At 43.8% G+C, this 20,077-nt stretch carries 19 protein-coding genes and 2 pseudogenes; 10 read left to right on the forward strand and 11 right to left on the reverse strand.

Features of this window, described 5'->3' with window-relative positions:
• The first annotated feature begins 35 nt into the window (after positions 1-35).
• The 5 genes and pseudogenes from recJ to IM462_RS21070 all read left to right on the forward strand — a co-directional run.
• Positions 36-2,000: a single-stranded-DNA-specific exonuclease RecJ gene (gene recJ, locus IM462_RS14950; protein ID WP_287699958.1), complete on the forward strand. Its 1,965-nt coding sequence runs from the start codon at positions 36-38 to the stop codon at positions 1,998-2,000.
• Positions 2,001-2,104: 104 nt separating this feature from the next.
• The gene (proB, locus tag IM462_RS14955) at positions 2,105-3,244 is read left to right on the forward strand and encodes a glutamate 5-kinase (RefSeq protein WP_287699959.1); all 1,140 of its coding nucleotides are present in this window, start codon (positions 2,105-2,107) and stop codon (positions 3,242-3,244) included.
• A 182-nt stretch (positions 3,245-3,426) separates the two neighbouring features.
• Positions 3,427-3,936 carry an allophycocyanin subunit beta gene (gene apcB / locus IM462_RS14960; RefSeq protein ID WP_502845512.1) on the forward strand — a complete coding sequence of 170 codons (510 nt, stop codon included), beginning with the start codon at positions 3,427-3,429 and terminating at the stop codon, positions 3,934-3,936.
• A 129-nt stretch (positions 3,937-4,065) separates the two neighbouring features.
• On the forward strand, positions 4,066-4,356 hold the full coding sequence (locus IM462_RS14965; RefSeq protein ID WP_024968627.1) for a hypothetical protein: 291 nt from the start codon (positions 4,066-4,068) through the stop codon (positions 4,354-4,356).
• Positions 4,353-4,691: pseudogene (locus tag IM462_RS21070) on the forward strand (type II toxin-antitoxin system VapC family toxin); the annotation flags it as partial. The gene IM462_RS14965 and the pseudogene IM462_RS21070, both read left to right, overlap by 4 nt.
• Before the next feature lie 39 nt (positions 4,692-4,730).
• Here the strand turns inward: IM462_RS21070 and ruvX are convergent.
• Both ruvX and IM462_RS14975 read right to left on the reverse strand, forming a co-directional pair.
• Complete coding sequence (gene ruvX / locus IM462_RS14970) at positions 4,731-5,231, reverse strand: Holliday junction resolvase RuvX (protein ID WP_287699961.1); 501 nt, start codon at positions 5,229-5,231, stop codon at positions 4,731-4,733.
• Entirely contained in the window at positions 5,231-6,472 is a 1,242-nt protein-coding gene (locus tag IM462_RS14975) for a GNAT family N-acetyltransferase (RefSeq protein ID WP_287699962.1), read from the reverse strand. The genes ruvX and IM462_RS14975 overlap by 1 nt, the downstream gene beginning before the upstream one ends.
• Before the next feature lie 211 nt (positions 6,473-6,683).
• Between IM462_RS14975 and IM462_RS14980 the strand changes: the two genes are divergently transcribed.
• The gene (locus IM462_RS14980) at positions 6,684-7,190 is read left to right on the forward strand and encodes a hypothetical protein (RefSeq protein ID WP_002741066.1); all 507 of its coding nucleotides are present in this window, start codon (positions 6,684-6,686) and stop codon (positions 7,188-7,190) included.
• 8 nt (positions 7,191-7,198) lie between these two features.
• Positions 7,199-7,606 carry an MAPEG family protein gene (locus IM462_RS14985; protein WP_287699963.1) on the forward strand — a complete coding sequence of 136 codons (408 nt, stop codon included), beginning with the start codon at positions 7,199-7,201 and terminating at the stop codon, positions 7,604-7,606.
• 90 nt (positions 7,607-7,696) lie between these two features.
• Here the strand turns inward: IM462_RS14985 and IM462_RS14990 are convergent, their stop codons facing one another.
• Entirely contained in the window at positions 7,697-8,737 is a 1,041-nt protein-coding gene (locus tag IM462_RS14990) for an adenosine deaminase (protein ID WP_287699964.1), read from the reverse strand.
• A gap of 256 nt (positions 8,738-8,993) precedes the next feature.
• Between IM462_RS14990 and IM462_RS14995 the strand changes: the two genes are divergently transcribed.
• Entirely contained in the window at positions 8,994-9,824 is an 831-nt protein-coding gene (locus tag IM462_RS14995) for a hypothetical protein (protein WP_287699965.1), read from the forward strand.
• Positions 9,825-9,830: 6 nt separating this feature from the next.
• Here the strand turns inward: IM462_RS14995 and IM462_RS15000 are convergent, their stop codons facing one another.
• Positions 9,831-10,721, reverse strand: coding sequence for an alpha/beta fold hydrolase (locus tag IM462_RS15000; RefSeq protein WP_287699966.1), 891 nt, complete (start codon positions 10,719-10,721; stop codon positions 9,831-9,833).
• 1,135 nt (positions 10,722-11,856) lie between these two features.
• Between IM462_RS15000 and IM462_RS15005 the strand changes: the two genes are divergently transcribed.
• Positions 11,857-12,042 carry a hypothetical protein gene (locus IM462_RS15005; protein ID WP_002731861.1) on the forward strand — a complete coding sequence of 62 codons (186 nt, stop codon included), beginning with the start codon at positions 11,857-11,859 and terminating at the stop codon, positions 12,040-12,042.
• 200 nt (positions 12,043-12,242) lie between these two features.
• Here IM462_RS15005 and IM462_RS15010 read toward each other — a convergent pair whose 3' ends face one another.
• The 5 genes from IM462_RS15010 to IM462_RS15030 form a co-directional block, all read right to left on the reverse strand.
• Positions 12,243-12,626, reverse strand: coding sequence for a hypothetical protein (locus IM462_RS15010; RefSeq protein ID WP_002774964.1), 384 nt, complete (start codon positions 12,624-12,626; stop codon positions 12,243-12,245).
• A gap of 58 nt (positions 12,627-12,684) precedes the next feature.
• Positions 12,685-13,653 (reverse strand): hypothetical protein, encoded by a 969-nt coding sequence (locus IM462_RS15015; RefSeq protein ID WP_287699967.1) that lies wholly within the window; start codon positions 13,651-13,653, stop codon positions 12,685-12,687.
• Positions 13,654-13,699: 46 nt separating this feature from the next.
• A complete protein-coding gene (locus IM462_RS15020) occupies positions 13,700-14,326 on the reverse strand; it encodes an SH3 domain-containing protein (protein ID WP_287699968.1) in 627 nt (208 codons plus the stop codon).
• 81 nt (positions 14,327-14,407) lie between these two features.
• Complete coding sequence (locus IM462_RS15025) at positions 14,408-15,943, reverse strand: glycoside hydrolase family protein (protein ID WP_287699969.1); 1,536 nt, start codon at positions 15,941-15,943, stop codon at positions 14,408-14,410.
• A 79-nt stretch (positions 15,944-16,022) separates the two neighbouring features.
• Positions 16,023-17,132, reverse strand: a complete 1,110-nt coding sequence (locus tag IM462_RS15030) for a T6SS phospholipase effector Tle1-like catalytic domain-containing protein (RefSeq protein WP_287699970.1) — start codon at positions 17,130-17,132, stop codon at positions 16,023-16,025.
• Between the two features lie 520 nt (positions 17,133-17,652).
• Between IM462_RS15030 and IM462_RS15035 the strand changes: the two genes are divergently transcribed.
• Positions 17,653-18,369 (forward strand): hypothetical protein, encoded by a 717-nt coding sequence (locus IM462_RS15035; RefSeq protein ID WP_287699971.1) that lies wholly within the window; start codon positions 17,653-17,655, stop codon positions 18,367-18,369.
• 69 nt (positions 18,370-18,438) lie between these two features.
• Here IM462_RS15035 and cysK read toward each other — a convergent pair whose 3' ends face one another.
• Together cysK and IM462_RS21280 are read right to left on the reverse strand one after the other, a co-directional pair.
• Positions 18,439-19,398, reverse strand: coding sequence for a cysteine synthase A (gene cysK / locus IM462_RS15040; protein ID WP_002741039.1), 960 nt, complete (start codon positions 19,396-19,398; stop codon positions 18,439-18,441).
• Between the two features lie 578 nt (positions 19,399-19,976).
• A pseudogene (locus IM462_RS21280) lies at positions 19,977-20,077 on the reverse strand (IS200/IS605 family transposase); the annotation flags it as partial.

Here is a 20,077-nt window from a genome sequence, read left to right on the forward strand (position 1 = left end):
AGCGTAACGCACCTTACCTTTTTACTTAACAAAAAATGCCCTACAAATATCCCATCCAACGCTGGTATATTGCCGCAACTAATTCCGAAAAAATCGAGGGGTTAGTGCGGGAAACGGGATTATCATCCTTATTAGCAACTATCTTAATTAATCGCGGTATTGATACCCCCGAATTAGCTAAAACTTATATAGATCCTGAAGTGGATACCTTACCCTCTCCCCTGGGAGAATTTCCCGACTTAGAAAAAAGTGTCAATTTATTAGTAAAAGCGATCGCTAGGGGCGATAAAATTGCCATCTGTGGGGACTACGATGCCGATGGCATGACCAGTACATCTTTACTGTTAAGAGCCTTGAGACATCTCGGTGCTAGGGTAAATCATGCCATACCCAGTCGCATGAAAGAGGGATACGGAATTAATCAGCGCATTGTCGAAGAATTTGCCGAGTCGGGAGTCGGATTGATTCTCACCGTTGATAATGGTATTTCCGCTCACGAACCGATCGCCCTAGCGATAGAATTAGGATTAAAAGTTATTATCACCGATCATCACGATCTGCCGCCAATTTTACCAAATGCCTCCGCTATTCTCAACCCAAAATTATTAACCCCGAACTCTCCCTATCAGGGATTAGCGGGGGTGGGAGTCGCCTATATTTTAGCGGTGACAACTGCCCAAAAAATGGGTAAATTACAGGGATTAACCGAGTCATTATTAGCATTATTTACCCTAGGCACTATAGCAGATTTAGCTCCATTAATTGGGGTAAATCGTCGCTGGTTAAAACGGGGTTTAAGAAAATTACCCAAATCCCAATTAGTCGGGATTCAATCCCTGATGCAAATAGCGGGAATTAGCGAGGAACAAAAGCAATTACAACCGGATGATATTGGCTTTAAATTGGGACCGAGAATTAATGCCATTGGCAGAATTGGCGATCCCCAGATAGTTATTGAATTATTAACCACCGATGACGCAGGAATTGCCTTAGAAAGAGCGATGCAGTGCGAACAAATTAATCGTACCCGTCAAGAATTATGCGAAAAAATTGAAGAAGAAGCGATTAAATTAGTAGAGGAAACGCCGATTCTTTGGCAAAAAGATCGGGTTTTAGTCTTAGTCGAAAAAGATTGGCATCATGGGGTAATTGGTATTGTGGCCTCCCGTTTAGTGGAACGCTACGGAGTGCCAGTTTTTATCGGTACTTACGAGGAAGAAGAGCTAGGGAAAATTCGCGGATCTGCCAGAGGAATTGAAGAATTTCACGTTTTTGAAGCCCTGCAATTTTGCCAAGATTTACTAGGAAAATTTGGCGGTCATAAAATGGCGGGGGGTTTTAGTTTACCCACAGCTAATTTACTAGCATTTAAACAAAGATTAAGTCAATTTTCTCACAAAATTTTACAAATAGAACAATTAAAACCTTTAATCAAAGTTGACACTATCCTAGACTTTAAACAAATAAACCTGCAACTTTTTCAACAAATTGATAGTTTGCAACCCTGGGGAATTGGGAATGAATTACCCGTTTTTTGGACTCCTAACGTGCGAGTAGTGGAACAGAAAACTATCGGAAAAAATCATTTAAAATTATTGCTGGCTCAAAGGGATGATACCAGAATTAAAGCCCTAGCATGGCGTTGGGGCGAATATTGTCCTTTACCAACGCGTTTAGATATTGCCTATAAACTCAAAGAAAATACTTGGAATGGTAATACAACCATAGAAATTGAATTAGTGGGAGTGCGATTACCCCAAGAAAATGATAATGTTAAAAAAGCAATTTTTATGCACGCCGATAAAATCTATCAATGTAGTTTTTGGGGTGATGTAAACGAGATTCGCATCAAAAATGAACAGGGCGATATTTTAGTCGTGCAGAAAGGCCAGCGCATTGGTTTATTAGGCAAAAATCGGCAACAAGCGAGAGAAGTCAACGTGACTGAACCCCGTTTTTATACTTTAATTAAAGTTGCCATCAAAGCTTTGGCTATCTAGGGCTGGCTGAATAAATCTAATACCAAATCCGTTTTTAATAGTGTGATTAACTCTCAAGTTATGAATTGTTTCTCCCCACACCCCACACCCCACACCTTTTGACGATGAACCAAACCATAGTGATCAAAATCGGTACTTCTAGTTTGACCGATAATGAAACCGGCCAATTATCCCTATCCACGATCGCCGCTTTAGTGGAAGTCCTCACCCGGTTGCGTGCCGCCGGTCATCGGGTGGTATTAGTATCTTCCGGGGCCGTGGGGGTGGGCTGCCGTCGTCTGGGAATACAGGAAAGACCGAAAAAAATCGCCCTCAAACAAGCGATCGCCGCCGTCGGTCAAGGTCGTCTGATGCGGATCTATGATGACCTCTTTACCAGTCTTGGTCAACCGATCGCCCAAATTTTGCTGACCCGTCCCGAATTGATGGAACGCACCTGTTATGTCAACGCCTATAATACCTTTCAGGCTTTGTTTGAATTAGGGGTAATTGCCATTGTCAACGAAAATGATACGGTGGCGATCGATGAGTTAAAATTCGGCGATAATGACACTTTATCAGCCCTTGTCGCCAGTTTAATCGAGGCTGACTGGTTATTTATCCTCACCGATGTGGATCGCCTCTACAGTGCCGATCCGCGGCTATTTCCCGAAGCGGCGGCCATTGCCCGAGTTAGTCCCGCGGAATTAGCGCAACTATCGATCGATGCCGGTAGTAGTGGCAGTCAGTGGGGGACCGGGGGTATGGCGACTAAATTGGCAGCGGCCCGGATTGCCACCAGTGCCGGGGTAGAAATGGCGATTACTAGGGGACGGCAGCCCGGCAATATCTTAAAAATTATGGCAGGAGAGGCGATCGGAACCCGTTTTGAGGCACAAAAACGCAGTGATAACGCCCGCAAACGCTGGATCGCCTACGGACTAATGCCCATGGGTAAAATCTATCTCGATACTGGGGCGGTTCAAGCCATTTGTCAGGGGGGAAAATCTCTCCTCGCGGCCGGGATCACCAAAGTGGAGGGGGAATTTAGCGCCTCGGAATCGGTGCAATTGTGCGATCAAGAAGGCCGGGAAGTGGCCCGGGGAATTGTTAATTATAGTAGTGAGGAGATCGATCGAGTTAAAGGTCAACATTCCGAGCGTATTGCCAGTTTATTAGGTTATATGGCCGCAGAAACCATCATTCATCGGGATAATCTCGTCATTTTGATTGCCTCGTCCACCACCTCGACTAATCAGGGATAATTCCGCCACCCAGAGGCGGTCCAGCCAATGCCTTAAATGTAAAGAAATGTCTCAAAAAAACAACAAATTGTTAGACAAGCAAGAGAGTTAGACTAGGGATGTCCCCCGAAGTTCAACCCTGTGAGATTATAAATAAAGCGAAACTCAAAAATGTCTTTATTGCTGTTGGGAGAAACTTAATAATGCGAGACGCGGTAACTAGCCTGATTAGAAAATACGATGTCACCGGACGTTATCTCGATCGAGATGCGATCGATAATCTTAAACAATATTTTGCCTCGGGAACTGCCCGTCTAGCTGCCGCCGCCCTCATTAACGCTAATTCGGCGGCGCTCGTGCGTGGGGCGGCGATTCGTCTATTTGAAGAAGTTCCCGAATTGATCCGCGCCGGGGGTAATGCCTACACCACCCGTCGTTATTCTGCCTGTCTGCGGGATATGGATTACTATCTCCGCTATGCCAGTTATGCCCTAGTAGCTGCCGATACTAATGTTCTAGATGAGCGGGTACTGCAAGGACTGCGGGAAACCTATAATTCCCTCGGTGTTCCCATCGGTCCGACGGTGCGCGGTATCCAAATCATGAGCGAAATGATTCAAGCCATGGCTGGTGATGCGGGTATTGCCGACACCTCTTTGATCGCTGAACCCTTTGATCATCTCACTCGTGAATTAAGCGAAGTGTCTATCTAAATTCAGTTATCAGTTATCGCTTATCAGTTTTGTTCGTTCAATCAATGAGTTGATTTTTTGCTTGCTAGAATTGAGTAAAGTCTTCCGTTGCTACGGTCAGATGACCGAGTTTCTTAGTGGATTCTTTTCATGAACAGCGAACAGTTATTGCTATCGAGATGGCGTGATTTGCCGCCAGACAAACAGAGAGAGGTCTTAGATTTTACCGAATTTCTAGCCACACGTCTCTTGTCGTCGCCAGAATCAGAAGCTAGTCCGAACTTGTCCGCATCGCCAGAAAACTCTCAAACTCCCGATCGCCGCTGCCAGTCGATTCCCGCTTTGATCGAGGCAGTCAAACAACGCTATCGGGAATTACCCGATGATGTGAAATGGCTAGACAGTACGGTATTGATTCGCCAAGAGCGAGACGGGCGATGACAAATGCTTTTAGATGCGTTGTCGATGCCAGCGTTGCCATTAAACAGTTTATTCGCGATCCCCTTTCTGAAAAAACGATCGAATTATTTGCCCTTCTCGTCGAACCAGAAACGGAATTTTTGGTTCCTGATCTGTTTTACATTGAAATGGCAAACATTCTCTGGAAATATTTGCGGGCAGGACAATTGACTGCAAGCCAAGTTCAAGAGGCCTTGACCTTTCTAGAAGGTTATCCCCTGTGGGTTTTTTCTACTGTCCCTCTCATGAGAGAAGCTGTGAATCTCGGCATCGCCTATAATCTGACCGCCTACGATGGCTCTTATGTCGCCCTTGCCAAGCGGCTAGACGCACCCTTGTTGACCTTGGATCGGAAGTTATTCGAGGCTTTGGCTACCAGTTCCCTTGCCGTTTTTTGGTTCGACGATTTCCCTATCCCCCAAAACAACACTATTAACTCGCCGTCGGCGATCGAGCCACTGTTGCAAAATAATCGCCGCCGCTTCCCGATCGATCGCTCCCTTATCCCAAGAGGAAAACTGTTTTTTGGCTTTTAAGAATTCTTCCGCCTCTAGAGACGTGCAACGCTCATCAATGTATTCGAGGGGTAAATCCAAGGCGATCTCTAGTTTTTGGGCGTATTTTTGTACCTGTTTGGCCTGAAATCCTAACTCTCCGGCCATGGTATAGGGCAGTCCCGCCACCAAAATCTTAATATTTCTTTCCTTGACAATTGCCTCAAACTGTGCTACATCGGCAACAAAGGAAGAACGGATAATCGTAGTCAAACCAGTGGCGATTAAACCTGTACCGTCACATCCTGCCACTCCTACCCGTTTTTTGCCGATATCTAAGCCCAGGGCGGCGACCCTTTCCATTACACTGGATGCCCCTGATCCGGGGGTTCTGAGGGGGGTTTAGCGGGGGGAAGTTCTCCCGGACTGTCGAGGGAGTCTAGGGGGGGATTATTGGGCCATTTTAACCAAGACATCCGACTAGGGATGGGAGTTCGTGGCACCGATTGTAAACCCTGGAGCATTTCTGCTAAGGCGGAATTTTCCGGCTTAGTTTCGCGAATTTTGTGCCATACCGAGCGCGACATCATCAGGGTGTGGGAACTGCGGATCGCTCCCAATTGTTCCAGATATTCCCGTCTTTCGTGCTGATAATCGGCAGATATCAACTCTAGCGAGCGAGGGGGATACTTGCGAGTGATCTGGGCCATCTGGATTAATAACTTAGGATAGAGCCAAGTGTAGGCGGGATGGACAATTAATTTCGCTTGATGGGGTCGCTCATCCCGATTAGATAGAATTAATTCAAAATAACCGATCGCCGCTTTTCGTTGCGGTTCAAAAACGTAACCGCGACTAATTTGCGGACCGCCGCACCAACTCTGACAGCGACCGAACAAACTATCAACTAAACTGATTTTAAAATCCTGGATATGGCGATCAAATACCTGACGCAGTAGCGGCGGCATAGACACACAATCTAACTGATAGAGCAATTGAGCGTCAGCATTGCTCACAGGCAGTAAATTCGGTAAATCTGCCTCTTGTTTGCTCAATTCCTGTAATAATTGCGGCGGTAAAGACCAATAGGTTAATTCTGCTAAAGGCTGAAAACCGTGTTGCCGGAAAAGCGCCAAACTGTCCTTTTGATTGATATTAACCTCTAACACCCAGGTGCGGGCTTCCCAAACCGTTTCTAGACAATAACGCAGTAATTGCGCCCCGATGCCCTTGGGTTCGCCTAAAGACTCCCCCGGATGCACCCGCACCTGTTCCACCCGCCAAGTGCTGCGACTACTATTAAAAGGGGTGACTTGGATTGCCCCGCGAATTTTCCTTTCTTCTCCCCGATCCGCCATGGACTCGGCCACATAGACATGAAAACGGTGTTGCAGAGGATTGGGAAAAAAACTGAGAATTTTAAACAACCCAAACCAAGGCCGCACCCGTTGCACCTGCGTGCGGAAATTTTGGGCGCGACGATCAATATCCTCATCGAAGTCATCCAGGGTTAAAGCTTCAATGTCTTCCAAATCCCGATACTGTACGGGACGGATTGGGCGATCGCTAAAATCGTCCCCTTGGGGAACAGGAGAAGTGGTCATGGCTCTGGGGTAAATATCGTCTATGCACCTATCTTACCGCAGAATCTAGAGGCACTTCCCCACCAATAACAATTTCTGACGGCTCAAGGAGACTGCCACAGAAAGGACACCTCGATGAGCATCTGGGGTTTTTTGGGCCAAATTTCCAATCATGAGAATTCGATGCTACAATAACGGACGGTTAATCAGTCCGAATTTGCAGTAAAAGTCTTTGAGTCAATCTGTAGATACCACTAACACCCTAGACACTCTAGCTCAAGAACTGGCCGCCATTCAGCAGACCGGTTCTAAGCGCGTCGCTTTATTGGGTTCCCGTCACGTTCCCATCACCCACCAGCAATTGATCGAAATGATGGCCTATGCCCTCGTGCTGGCGGGCAATCGGATTATGACCTCCGGGGCGACGGGAACCAATTCCGCCGTCATTAAGGGGGCAATGCGGGCAGATCCTAATCTGTTAACCGTGATCTTACCCCAAAGTCTCGATCGCCAGCCCCTGGAATCCCAAGAGCAACTCCAGCAGGTTATCCATCTGGTGGAATGTCCCGAAAATGACCATCTATCCCTAGGGGAAGCCAGCAGCCTCTGTAATCGGGAGATTATCAATCGTTGTCAACAGTTAATCTGTTTTGCTTTCCACGACAGTCAGACCCTTTTGCAAACCTGCGCGGAAGCGGAAGATCAACGCAAGCTAGTTACCCTATTTTATTTTGACTAAATTCAGCGATGAATCTCTCCGTCAGTGCCATTCTTCTCTATTCGATAGTGGCCGCCGCTATCTCTGTCTATCTACCTTTTCTGCTGGTCGCCTACGCTAGAGCTAAGGTGGGTTACGATACCTCCGCTCCCCGGGCCATGTTCGACCAACTCCCAGACTACGCTAAACGAGCAACTTGGGCCCATCAAAATGGTTTTGAAACCTTTATGATCTATAGTGCCGCCGCTCTCATGGCCTACGTTACAGGAGTCTCCTCCTCCCTGGCCGCTAACTGTGCGATCGCTTTTGTGATCCTCCGGCTTTTATTTTCCCTTTTTTATATCACTAATATCCCGATCGCTCGTTCCCTGATGTTCGGTCTTGGTTCTCTCTGTACTTATACTCTCTTTGGGTTAAGTTTAATCAAGATTCAGTAGAATTCCCGAAACCCGATGCAGGAGAGTGGAAAAACGCTATAGTTCGGGAGCGGTAAAGAAGTTGCTTAACCCAAACTATAGTTAATTGTGTTACTGATAAACCGGTAATTTGGGATTATCCACTGATAACAAACCGGTTAAAAGTGAGGCGGGTTTTTGACTATAGGGCCAAGCAAAAGCATGACGAAAAGCCGCATCTTGACAAGCTTGTAATTGTCGAAAATCGATCACGTCTAGGGTGAGTAAATTTTCGTACTCGAAGGGCAGCCGGACATTGTGTAAACCGGCATTATCGGTACAGATAGCAATATCAACCCCCGCTTCAAAACAGCGATCGAAGACTATCTTTAATTGCGATAAACTTTCAAGGGTGCCGGTTTTTAAATAGGTGGTGGGACAGACTTCTAAACATTGATGACGACGGGCAACTTCTGGCAGCAGTTCCGGATATTGTAGGGGAATTTGAATACCGTGACCAATTCTTTGCAGATAGGGCAGTAATTGGGGATAACAACCGTCCTTTGTTTCGTAAAGATGGCCGGTGGTATTTAAACCGTTTTCCCTGGCATAACTGTATAAACCAGCAAATTCCTCTAGTCGAGTTTGGTAGTAGGAATCACCCCCAGCAATATCGATCGCACAGACGTATTCTCTCATCTCTAGGGCAAGATCGACGATCGCTTTGTTGACTTCGTAGGGAAGTCGCGAGTGCATACAGAGAATTTGACTGGTAATAATCGGATATTCGCTCATTTTCGAGGCTTGACCAACGATCTCGACAATTGATCGCATTTGCTCGATTCGCTCTGTCTGGTTCAAATATTCGTCGGTGCGATAGTAGGGAGTATAGCGCAATTCTAAATAGGCCAGATTCTCGAAGATGTAAGCACCGCGAATCAGACGATAGATAAAATAGGGCAAAGTTTGCGCGGTTTGAACACTTTCGACGAGGGTGTGTAATTCCAAATACTCATCTAAACTATTGCGTTCACGGGTGTAAAATTCCTCAAAAGCGGGATATTCTGGAAATTTATCCGCTAAATCCCGCTCATGTCTGTGAAAGTAGCGCCAGAGAATTCTCGGTACTACCGATCCCCCTAAATGCCGATGCAAATCCGCGTATAAAGCCACAACTCCGCTGCTCCTTAGTCTCTCAAATGTTCCTTAAATATAACGAAGTTTTACAATTGTTTGACAATCGTTCCCAAATAGCATTAGTACCTATTCGGTGAACAGTGTCTGGTGTGGGGTGTGGGGTGTGGGGTGATGGGGTGTGGGGTGTAGGGTGTGGGGAGTTTTCTCAGTGAACTGATAACTGATCACTGATCACTGATCACTGCTTAATGATTTGATAGCATGGAGGAAAACCTATAGAGGGTGAAGCGGTATGAGTGACTATAAAGATTCTTCTTCCATGCGCTATTTCTTGGCAGGATTAAAACCCTTTGCCCAACCTTTATTTTGGCTGCCCCTAGGAATATTTTCCTTAGCTCTAATTGCTTTCTCGATATATCAACAGAATCCTGCATGGTTGGGTTCGGTATTCGATACCCCTGGAATGTCCTTGGAGGAACGCGAAATCCGGAGCAACCAGATTACCGATGCTCCTCTCCCCACTGCCGTACCACTGCCGGCCATTCCTGCCAATAATAATACCGCTCGCCCGAGGAGAGCGGCCTCGACGCAGCCTTTTGATCCCTTAAATACTAATCCCAATGAAAACCAGAAACCCCCCTTATTCGCCCCGTTAATGCCGCCAGTCAAGCCAAATCCAGTACCGAATGCTAGTAAAGGTCTGCAACCGATTCAAGTGCAACCGATTACTGGCAACACTAGCAATTATCCTTTACAAAGGGAAATCGAAAATCGCTCGCGGACTGCTAACTTGAATAATTATCCTAATCTCAACCCTGGGGGCAACCCGAATCAAGTCACCCCCCAGGGGAATTATTCCCCTTATCAACAAAATGTTCAGCCCCTACCCTCCCAGAATAATACCAACCCTAACCCCATCCCTGGCTCTAGCAACCAATCCAACTATTATCAACCTCCTGTATATCAGGCCCCCGTCTACAGCAGTCAACCTAACGTCACTGGTTATCCCAATCAGGGAATGCCGCCCAACAATAATGGCATCCCCAATCAAGTTCCCCCTCAAACTACTAACCGAGGCTTCACCATCCAACAACCGATTGATGCTCGGTCTCCTGGTTACTAGAGGGACTTAGATAGGAGCTTGCAGGAAGTCTAATAAAATCGGATTAACTATTTCTGGGGCTTCATCCTGGGGACAGTGGCCTAAACCAGCTAAGGGGATAAACTGTTTTACGGTCGGGAATCTTGCTAATTCCCGACCCAAGGGCAAGGGTTCCCAGGGATCTTCGCTACCCCAAAGCAGAATCGCCCGACAGGGGAGAATCGGCAGCAGGTCTTCGGGGAGTGGGCCGCCAGAATAACCGGTAAAAGCGAGGAAAACCTCGATCGCTCCTGGATCTCGGGCGGGTTTTAAGATTATTTCTACTAATTCCTCCGTTACTGCTTCCGAGCGCCGATAAGCTTGGAGGAGAATTTTACGCACTGTCTGGGGTTTGGCGATCTGTTGGAAGAAAAAAGCCCCAATTGCCTTATTTTTGAGAATTATTTGGGCAATATCCGCACCTAAACGACGATACCAGGGTAATTTTCCCCGTTTTCTTTCGTGCAGTAGTCGGAGGGAACAATTAATCGCCGCTACCCCAAGGACAAAATCGGGATAATCGACGGCAGCCTGCATAATGGCGACGCAACCGATGGAATTACCCGCCAAAAAAGCAGGACCCCCCACCACTTCCCGACAAAAATCGGCAATTTGCGCCCCCCAAGTCTCGAAAGTGTAATCGATCTCGTTTTTTGGTTCGGGTTTGTCGGAACCGCCAAAACCAATTAAATCTAGGGCAAAACAGCGACATTTTTCGCCTAAAACGGGGATATTTTTCCGCCAATGTCCCCAAGATGCCCCAAATCCATGCACAAGCACGATCGCAGGTCCTGTCTCCCCCGCACTTTGATAGGTGATTTTGAATCCCCGCCAATGCCAAATTTTTGGTTGTGTCTCTAATCCCAGAATTTGCTGCATACTTTTGTTTATCTATAAAGTATTTGTTGCTTTTCTTAATATATACTGTCAGGTTAAGTGGCGGCTTAGCTGGTCGTCTGGGGATGATGCCAAATCCCGTCGTACTTCATCTTGATGAGAAACGCTATATTACTGGACTTCACCCATACATAAATACTACAATAGTCTAAAACCCTTATCCATCAATGGATTCACCCGTTAACTTTTCTTAATGTATCCATGTTTATTGTAATATTTTTGAATAGACATGAATGGAGCATATTTGCTGGAATCGGCTGTACTGAATTTAAACTGCGTATTGGAAACTTTAGTACAAATGCTCGAACTGCTTCTCCCTGCTCCCTGCTCGCCGCTTCCCTGCAATCTTAACGAGTAATTTAGATAGTCAACAGCTTAGTAGGCCTGTATATAAGACCTCTTGCAAAAATCAAAAATCTTCCGTTAGGTGACGAGTCAGGCTTCGGCCGTGAGAATTCGGACGTTCGGCGAACTCAGTCGAGCGAATGTTGAGCCTGTGGAACGGCAAAAGGCAACAGTAAAGGGATTGGGGGAGCTTCGGCTAATGTAATAATAAGCGGTTTAAATGCGTCTTAGCTTATTTGAGTAAGCAGGACAGGAGCCAGAAAAAGATATTTGTCAGAAAAGTGATGATCAAGCTAGAGGTCTAAAGACTGATCGGGTTCCAATTATTTTTATTAATCAATATTTTACACACTTGATACCGGGTAAGCAAGAGGGCTACGGCACTACTACCAGATCATTTCCTCTAAAAAAATGGAGAATCACGTTGGCGAGTCCTTTGGTATTTTATCCATGACTACAATGCAGAGCAAAGCAAAGGATTAAGCCTCCATCACTACTACCGAATCACCAGCCATCAAGAGTAAGACTGATTCTGTATTCTGTGCTACCGTTTGAATTGGGAATTACTGTCTAGAATTTGGTATCGACGACTGGCGACTGCCTCCCCAAAACGAAAACTTTATACCTCGCCCTTGAGATGACTGTTATAAGTTATGTTGAGAAATGTGTAGAGTTGGAGCAAATCCTTGACGGGAACCTAAGGTCTTGTGATAACTTGTATAGGAGTTATCGACAAGACCCCATCAGCTAGACAGACCCTTCCAGTTTCTCTATGTTTCATCCTAACCAATCGGAAACCCGCGAAGATATCCGTGAGTATGTGGCTCAACTACAACTTCACATGGCTTTACAAGCTCGTAATCTCGTGCCTAGTCTGACTAATACTAGAGATAGTCGCGAGAAACTGCTGCAGGATACCCAGGCGACTATTGAAAAAATCGTTTCTCGTCATTTCTAGTTGACCGATTTTAGCATAGTCACTTGAGCCACAGGACAGGCAATACAGGTGCCACAATTGCCACTGCGATTGTTTGATAACAGTATTGACTAGAGCTTTCAGTTTTTGGGTAGTCATCATTTTTGCTCCTTTTTTGCCTGATTCTGGACAGGTTACTTTAACAACAGCAGACAGTTAACAAATAGGATATTTTCCCTTTGTCAAGTTAAGGAAGTTACAGTGAGTTGGATGCTATCTCGATTATTGCCATAGGCGATGATCACATCGTTAGCAAAGCAGTAAAGCCGTCCTGTTTTTGGGGCTATAAACTGTTTATTTGTGCCGATGAGGAAGAAACTATCTTGATCTTTATCAATTGAACCAATCAGTGAAAACCAAGGTGAATTAGGCATTCGTCGTAGTCCTTCACATAGTTTCAGCAAGAAATTAGGACTTTCATAACCATCAGCATTAGAGGTAATTGTCCAGTCTGTCCATTGACCTGTTGCTTGAAAATGATATTCTTGTCCAGCGACAAGATTAATTCCCGTATCGTTCCAGATTAGTTTTGAGTCTATGGTTACAGGGAGATTTGTGTTTTGCATTACCTTTCCTCCTTTTTTATGAAGGCTGTGAGATTTGAAATCACACTAAATAATTAGCTTAATGAAATGGCTCTGGTATTTTGTTGACATCAATCCAAATTTCAAATTGTTTTTTAGGGAGATTAGGATAATTTCCTGATAGATCATGGCTAACAAAACATCCCTCTGGTTTTTCAGGACAATACTTTTGGTTAAGAGTTACTTGTAACTCATTAGCTAACGCTTTTTCTTCCGTATGAAAATATCGAATATCTCCATATTTGCCAGAAGGAGACTTATATTCCTCAATAAATTCTATCCCTGGAGCATTCCATTTTTTTGATAATGTTTTTCTGAATTTATCAATATCTTTCTCCTTGCTTTGATTGTTGTATTGAATAAAAACTAACCCTTTTTTACCTTGACCTTCTTTTGATTCATTAAAGATAGCATTGACAAATGTCCTTTTATTTTCTTGTTCTGGAGACAATTCTATTTTTTCTCCTTTTTTAGGAATTTCAGCAGGATTCGGTTCAGCCAACTTAAAAGTTTTATCTCGCCAACCCTTGCATTGATCATCTTTGAGAAAACAAAGAATATCAATGGCTTTACTTGGGGCTAGAGATTCTGGACTTGCGGATGATAAGTTATTGTAATTAACCCGAAGAATTGTGTCAGAAATATCTATCCAAAACTTTCTGTGCGGTATTTCAATTTCTTTTTTTTCTAAAACAAATGGTATTGTAAATCCTTTTTTTGAGCTTAATTCGTCTTGCTTTTCTACAATAAATAATGAATACAGAACACTCAAAGCAATTTCCCTTTGTTTCTCATCTTTTGATAGATTGTCAATCGTACTTTCCATGAACTTTGCAAATTCAAGTTCCTGTTTCAGAATGTCCAATTTATGATTTGTAATCCCACCAAAAACTGCAATAATCACAAGTATTATTGTGTTAAGACTATTAACCCAATTCCAAGTAGTTTCTGAACGATTTTTGTTGATTTCAGAAATCTCTTTATCTTGAGAAGAAAGATTATTGTTCATGGTGTCAACCTCTACTTAACATGAAAATACAATTAAACGCAAATCATTATCTATTTCTATTCTGCCAATCCTGTTTGACCATGTTGTCAGAAGGCAATTGAATAATAATTGCTTCAAATTTTTGACGCTCGGATGAGTTACTAATGCCGAGTCCAAAATCAATTAATCGTAATGACATTTGACGATTTAATGAAGATTGCTGTTTTAAAATTGAGAGCAAAAAATTCGGGTTTTGGTTGGCAAAATTGGTAATGGATTCGGCATAAATTTCTGCATTTGCCCCATCCATTGCGCCAGACATTTTAATGAGGGTTTCTGCGGCTATGCGATTACCTTGTATCGCCTTTTTACTTAAATGATTCATGGTAGGATATCCCACTTTATATAAAAGATTATGGGCTGTATCACAAGAAACTTTGCTGATTTGGTTGCCCGCAACCCAACCCTGAAAAGGACTATTAATTTGCCACCAACCTTGACGTTGTATTGTCAAAGAAAGAGAAAATCCAGTTGGTAATGTACCAACAATATTATTTTTTTGAACCCTAGGAACAGAACGCACATTGACATAACCATCTGAAGCGGTAACAGCGAACTGTTCACATTGTTCGGCTTTAAGAGGGCTAATGACTACACTCAAGAATAAGACTGATGCCAGTAAAAGTTTGTACATGGTTTATGAGTTAATGACCCAATCAGAAAAGAGTGGGGTGATCACTATGAAAGATCATTATGATCACCCTTGAGTAAGCTATTATTGAGGTTGAGGACAAGTTCCTAATCCCCAATTGACATACAAGTCGCGCAGTTCTGGATTCTCATTTTCCCGTAACCAACTGACAAATTTTTTGTAATCTGCAATATTGTATATTCCAATACAACCAGCCGTACCAGGAGAATTAGGATTTCCAGCAGATGTTACTCGATTCCAATCAATATGAATTTCGATCGCACTGCGCCGTGTAGAATTAGGACCTTTATAACCAATCGGTGTGCTAACAGGTCCTAAGCCATTATTAAAAACGACAGGGCCATATTTATCTTTGCCATCTGCCCAATTAATATTATTGATATACCATTGACCTTCAGGTAGCGGTTCCATTGAGCCAGAAACGCTCTGAGAACCAGCGCGGAAAAATTGCCGATTAGGTTGTCCTGAACACACCTCAAGACTATCTTTGACTTGACCATTCTTGATATATTCTAGGAGCAAAACATAACAACCAAAGCGATCTTTACGGTTAGTTTTTGTTAATCGCAGGTAGGTTTTTCGAGCTTCTCCTTGACCTGTAGAAACTACACCATCTTCTCCCCACAATTTAGCCCATGTTTTCGTTCCGACTTTACCATCCGCTTGACTTTGACCAAAAACATCTGCTTGGAATCGTCTGACAGCATTATCAGTACCACTGCCAAAATCCCCATCAATTTCTCCGTTATAGTAGCCTAAATCTTTCAAACGTTGTTGCATTTCTGCAATATCTTTGCTAGAGATTCCTGCATCATTGTCAGTCATTCCTTTTAACAGTAATCCTCGCTCTAAAGTAGGCGGATTGGCAACCCTCGATATAGCTTGAGTACGCCCCTCAAATTCAACTCGATTACCTGCTGGAATTTGCTCATTTGGTGCGGCGATATGGAAATTCTGAGCATTAGGATATTGTCGCAATACATCAATTAAATCTTCTTTAAGAGGACTTTTTAGGGTAATAATTTCGACAACTTGGTCAGCCTTATACGCCACAACAACGGTATTTTGATTTTCTAAGAATCCTTTAAGCCAAGTAGCGGAACTTTGGGGAGAGGGTTCTAGATCAATAGGTTCACCAAACCCATCTGTTTTACGAAATAGTTCTTCTTCATCTTTACGGCGATTAACTAACCCTTCAAGAACCACTCTTTGTCCGTTTACGGTTGCTTTATTCCATTCTTTAAACTGATTAGCCGCTTCGTTATAATTTGGCTGATTTAACAGACGTAGTAAGGTACTTTCTTTAAAAGCTCCGATGCCTACGTTATAAGCAAAGGAAACTAAAGCATCAAACTGATTTTGATGAAGATCAACATTCACCAATTTATCCACAGCTTTTGCTTTTTCCTCACATTCATGGACAAGGAAACCTTCTGCTTGTTGATCGGTAATAGTATCCCCTTCCCGAACACGTCGTCCATCAGGATAACAAGTTGTTCCAATCCCAATTGTCCAAACGCCAGCAGGACATTTATAAGCGGTAAGCTTGCAACCTTCCCACTTTTTGATCAGATCAATACAGTTCTGTGATACTTTCATGGTAAATCCTCCTAATTAGGTCAGATTATGAGTGTTTATGTAAGTAAAGTGAAAGCAACATTTTTGAGGTAGAGAAGTGCTAAACAGAGACTATTTCTTTCTTTCTCAAAGCACCAAGCTCTTTCTCAAGGATCATTTGAATTTCGGGAATAGCGGGTTTATAAGGAGGATTAAGATTCAGGTCTGTCCAGCGATTTTTAACACTTTCATGCAAATTGCTAACATCCCCTTCAAATTGGCGAGGTGCTGTTCCCGCTACATTAAATGGACATTTTGACGTATTATCAAAACGCGCACTAGAATTGGGATGAACTTCATGTTGAATATAACTTTGATCTAAGACCAAACCCAAGGCTTCGACTTGTTCCATCATCCACAATAAAGCTCCATCGGATAGGCCAGATTCTTCCTGAGAACCTCCACCAACACAACCATGACCCCCCGGAAACCAAACTTGAACCACTTGTTCTTTTTGTTGTCTGATGTGGGTAGAATGGGGACGCATTAGCGTTACATCAAAGACCTTACGAATTTCATCAATGGCAACTGCATGAAACGCCTTTTCAATTGTAGGATTGATGGTCGAATCATAAAAGCGATAACGTTCGTTGAACTTTTGATCCAAGTGCAGAGAATGAACGATATCAGGGATACCTAAAGAAGCAACTGTATCCCAACAGCATAAGGCTTTAATAGGAACTCGTCGTCCATACTGATTACGGAAATCAATGGCATTTTTACCGTTAGGTGCGTTATTTGGGTCTTGTTTGTCTCGGTAAATTTCGTAGGCTTTGGGGATTTGTCGGATAAATTCTCGATACAACAAACCACAATTATAAATTAACCCAGCTAAACAGCGTACAGTGTAAGCTCCCCGACTAAACCCAAAGAGATAAATTTCATCTTCAGGTTGATAGTTTAAGCACAGAAAACGATAGGCATCCTCAATCTTATGATCCATGCCAATGCCTAAAGCACCTCCAGCAATTTTAATTAAAGTATCAGTCACCTCGGTATTAGATTGTTTTGTCCCAATCCCTTCGTCATAGTAGATGATTTGACGGATGGGGTTGCCCTTACTATCATCAAGTGGCGTGATAGCTTGTGCCATTTTGACAACATTGGTAGGATAACCTTGTCCTAAATCTTGCCAAGTTCCATCACAACAAACAATAAGACGGCTTTTCATAGCGATGAACCTCCCAGGTTTCTTAAAACTCGCCAGTTTATGAAATATTTGAGGATTCTAGTGAATCATGACTCAAAATTATCGAGATTTTCCTTAAGGTAAAATTTCCGCAAGACTCAACCGAGACAAAGGAAGTTCTAACTCTGTTCGGAAGTGAAATAGATGAGTTAGACAGCTGGCGTGACTAGGTAAAATTAGGTGCGGTACTTATACTTACTACTCTAGATCGTCTATCAGAATTTACTGCCCCAAAGACGGCAAATTAACATATTTCTTTAGATTTATGTATATAAGTTTACAGAATATTGTTGAGCTATTTATTAATAAAAAAAGTTGAGTTTGATTGCAAACCATCTTAACACCTAAGCCCGCCAACCTGAACTTTAGCCGATTCTCGATCGCAATTTTAGCTCACCCTAACACTTCCCTCTTTTGCCACGAGGATTTTTATCAAGAAAAATGATCTGTCTGCCTAAGAACAGGCTATAGTGATCATCAAACCCTCAGTGAAAAACTTCCCGTGTCTTCAGTATTCCGCCTTCCTCCCTATTTTTCTCCCGCTCTGCAGCGTCGAGTCATGAGAACTCTTGCGTCAAAAAAAACCCGTCAATTCTTGACATGGGCGGCAGCTTGTGCTAGTTTTTTGATCCTCTGGGCGTGGAATTGGCAGCTAGTTTTGGCCACTTTAACCGGGGTGGGGGCGATGATCGGAGTTTACCATCTCCAGGGGCAAAACTGGCCATCGCTGTGGCTGTGGTGGCGTGCTTTTTTCAGCGCCGATAGCGGTAAGTTAACTTTAGCGGTAGTCTGTGGCGGTTTAGGCAGTTTAGCCACCTATCTCGCTGTGGCAATTTGGACCTATGCCGAAAATCGCTGGTTGGCTCTGGCCTCAATTTTGCAAGGATTTGGCACGGTTTTGACTTTAATCCTGCTAGGATGGCATTTTCTCGACCATCGCGGTCAAAATGAGTCAAAAAACTTCGATCGCTGGTTAGAAAAATTAACAGTCAATGATCCCTTAATGCGCTTAATGGCCGTCCGACGTTTAAGTGAGATGGAACTTTCCCCCAGTCGTCGAGAACAATGCCAAGAATACTTCCGCTATCTTCTCTCGCGAGAAACCGACACGCAAGTGCGATCGGCTTTACTTGATAATTTTTCCAGCAAAGAAGCAATCAAACCGCAACCTTTACAAATACCCCTACAGGTGAAAAAATCCCTCTTGAAATATGATTAAAAAGCTCTCTGCTATTAGCAATCAGCCCTCAACTAAAGCTGACTGCTAGAGGCTGAGGAGGATATTTTTTTACACCAAAGTTAACTCGCGCTCCTCGATATTTTGGAACATCAGCGTACTCAGATAACGTTCCCCGAAACTAGGCTGAATCACCACAATTAATTTACCCTCATTTTCCGGTCGTTGGGCCAGTTGAATCGCAGCGCAAAGATTGGCACCGGAAGAAATCCCCGAAAGCAACCCTTCCTCTTTTGCCAGACGACGACCAAATTGAAAAGCTTCCTCATCACTGACAGTAATTACCTCATCAATCAGATCTGTGCGTAAAACTTCCGGAATAAAACCCGCACCGATACCTTGAATTTTATGGGGACCGGGATTACCACCAGAAATCACCGGACTATTGAAAGGTTCCACCGCGACTACTTGAAAACTAGGTTTACGAGATTTAATCACTTCAGCGACTCCCGTAATCGTGCCTCCAGTACCCACACCCGCAACAATAAAATCTACCTGTCCCTCCGTATCTTGCCAAATTTCCTCAGCAGTGGTGAGACGGTGAATTTCTGGGTTAGAAGGGTTGCGAAATTGTTGCAACATATAAGCCCCGGGGATACTATCGACAATTTGCTGCGCGCGTAAAATTGCCCCTTTCATGCCTTGGGAACCGGGGGTAAGTTCTAGGGTAGCACCGTAGGCTTTTAACATCGCCCGGCGCTCTAAACTCATCGTTTCTGGCATAGTTAAAATCAAGCGATAACCCTTAGCTGCCGCAGTCATCGCGAGGGCAATTCCCGTATTGCCAGAGGTGGGTTCCACTAAAACCGTGGTTTCTGGATTGATTAAACCCGCTTTTTCGGCGCTATTAATCATGTGGGTGCCAATGCGGTCTTTGACGGAAGCAGCGGGATTCATCCCTTCTAATTTCATCACAATTCGGCCAAGACAGCCCTCCGCTTGGGGAATCCGATTCAATTGTACTAAAGGAGTGCGGCCAACCAATTCGGTGACATCGTGAGCGATACGCATGATATTTTCTCAGTCTGGGTGATTCGTGTGCTTAGTTATAGCGGTAAGCTCTCAGCTTTAGCGTTTGAGAATTTCCTCACTAGCCAAGGAGGCGCTATATAGCTCACTTATAGCAAAGGCCAGCCCTAGATCGGCAAAATTTCCATTTTCCTTTGTTTCTTTAATCAGTCCGCCTAGCTTGAGAGGATGTCCTATAAAATCTAGATATGATAGGAATGGGATTTTTCTGACAAACTGAAGGTTTTCCCACTGGTGAAAGAGGTTAATCCGTCTTATTTAACCCCTGAAGAACAAGCTTTATCCCTAGAGCAACGTCTGGCTTTTCTCAAGTTACCATTGATTGAGTGCAGGCGTATCCTTGAAGGGCAGGCTGAGTCTATGCTTGACCACTATCAGCAAGGATTCTGAATGGCAGGAGTTAATGTCAGGTGATATCATCAGCTACTAACTTTTAAATTCTGAAAAGTAGGTTACTTTGCTATGGCTAACTCACTAAAATATGCTGAGATACTATCCAAATTTTTGAAAAAAAAAGCGGTAAATGAACTACCCCGCCGCAAGCGGACGGGGTATCAGAATCAAAATAGACTCAATTGTAGATTTTGGTGTAGCTGCAGGTATTCTTTATCTTGTTCTTTTACATATCTCGCTATCATACCTTCATCCCCATGCTTTCCTA

Origin of the sequence: Microcystis sp. M144S2 (assembly GCF_020246065.1) — a bacterium.
Taxonomy (GTDB): domain Bacteria; phylum Cyanobacteriota; class Cyanobacteriia; order Cyanobacteriales; family Microcystaceae; genus Microcystis; species Microcystis ichthyoblabe_A.

Coding starts and splice junctions, on each gene's coding strand:
- recJ (WP_287699958.1), top strand. CDS start 36: ATGCCCTACAAATATCCCATCCAACGCTGGTATATTGCCGCAACTAAT.
- proB (WP_287699959.1), top strand. CDS start 2,105: ATGAACCAAACCATAGTGATCAAAATCGGTACTTCTAGTTTGACCGAT.
- apcB (WP_502845512.1), top strand. CDS start 3,427: ATGCGAGACGCGGTAACTAGCCTGATTAGAAAATACGATGTCACCGGA.
- IM462_RS14965 (WP_024968627.1), top strand. CDS start 4,066: ATGAACAGCGAACAGTTATTGCTATCGAGATGGCGTGATTTGCCGCCA.
- ruvX (WP_287699961.1), bottom strand. CDS start 5,231: ATGGAAAGGGTCGCCGCCCTGGGCTTAGATATCGGCAAAAAACGGGTA.
- IM462_RS14975 (WP_287699962.1), bottom strand. CDS start 6,472: ATGACCACTTCTCCTGTTCCCCAAGGGGACGATTTTAGCGATCGCCCA.
- IM462_RS14985 (WP_287699963.1), top strand. CDS start 7,199: ATGAATCTCTCCGTCAGTGCCATTCTTCTCTATTCGATAGTGGCCGCC.
- IM462_RS14995 (WP_287699965.1), top strand. CDS start 8,994: ATGAGTGACTATAAAGATTCTTCTTCCATGCGCTATTTCTTGGCAGGA.
- IM462_RS15000 (WP_287699966.1), bottom strand. CDS start 10,721: ATGCAGCAAATTCTGGGATTAGAGACACAACCAAAAATTTGGCATTGG.
- IM462_RS15005 (WP_002731861.1), top strand. CDS start 11,857: ATGTTTCATCCTAACCAATCGGAAACCCGCGAAGATATCCGTGAGTAT.
- IM462_RS15010 (WP_002774964.1), bottom strand. CDS start 12,626: ATGCAAAACACAAATCTCCCTGTAACCATAGACTCAAAACTAATCTGG.
- IM462_RS15015 (WP_287699967.1), bottom strand. CDS start 13,653: ATGAACAATAATCTTTCTTCTCAAGATAAAGAGATTTCTGAAATCAAC.
- IM462_RS15020 (WP_287699968.1), bottom strand. CDS start 14,326: ATGTACAAACTTTTACTGGCATCAGTCTTATTCTTGAGTGTAGTCATT.
- IM462_RS15025 (WP_287699969.1), bottom strand. CDS start 15,943: ATGAAAGTATCACAGAACTGTATTGATCTGATCAAAAAGTGGGAAGGT.
- IM462_RS15030 (WP_287699970.1), bottom strand. CDS start 17,132: ATGAAAAGCCGTCTTATTGTTTGTTGTGATGGAACTTGGCAAGATTTA.
- cysK (WP_002741039.1), bottom strand. CDS start 19,398: ATGCGTATCGCTCACGATGTCACCGAATTGGTTGGCCGCACTCCTTTA.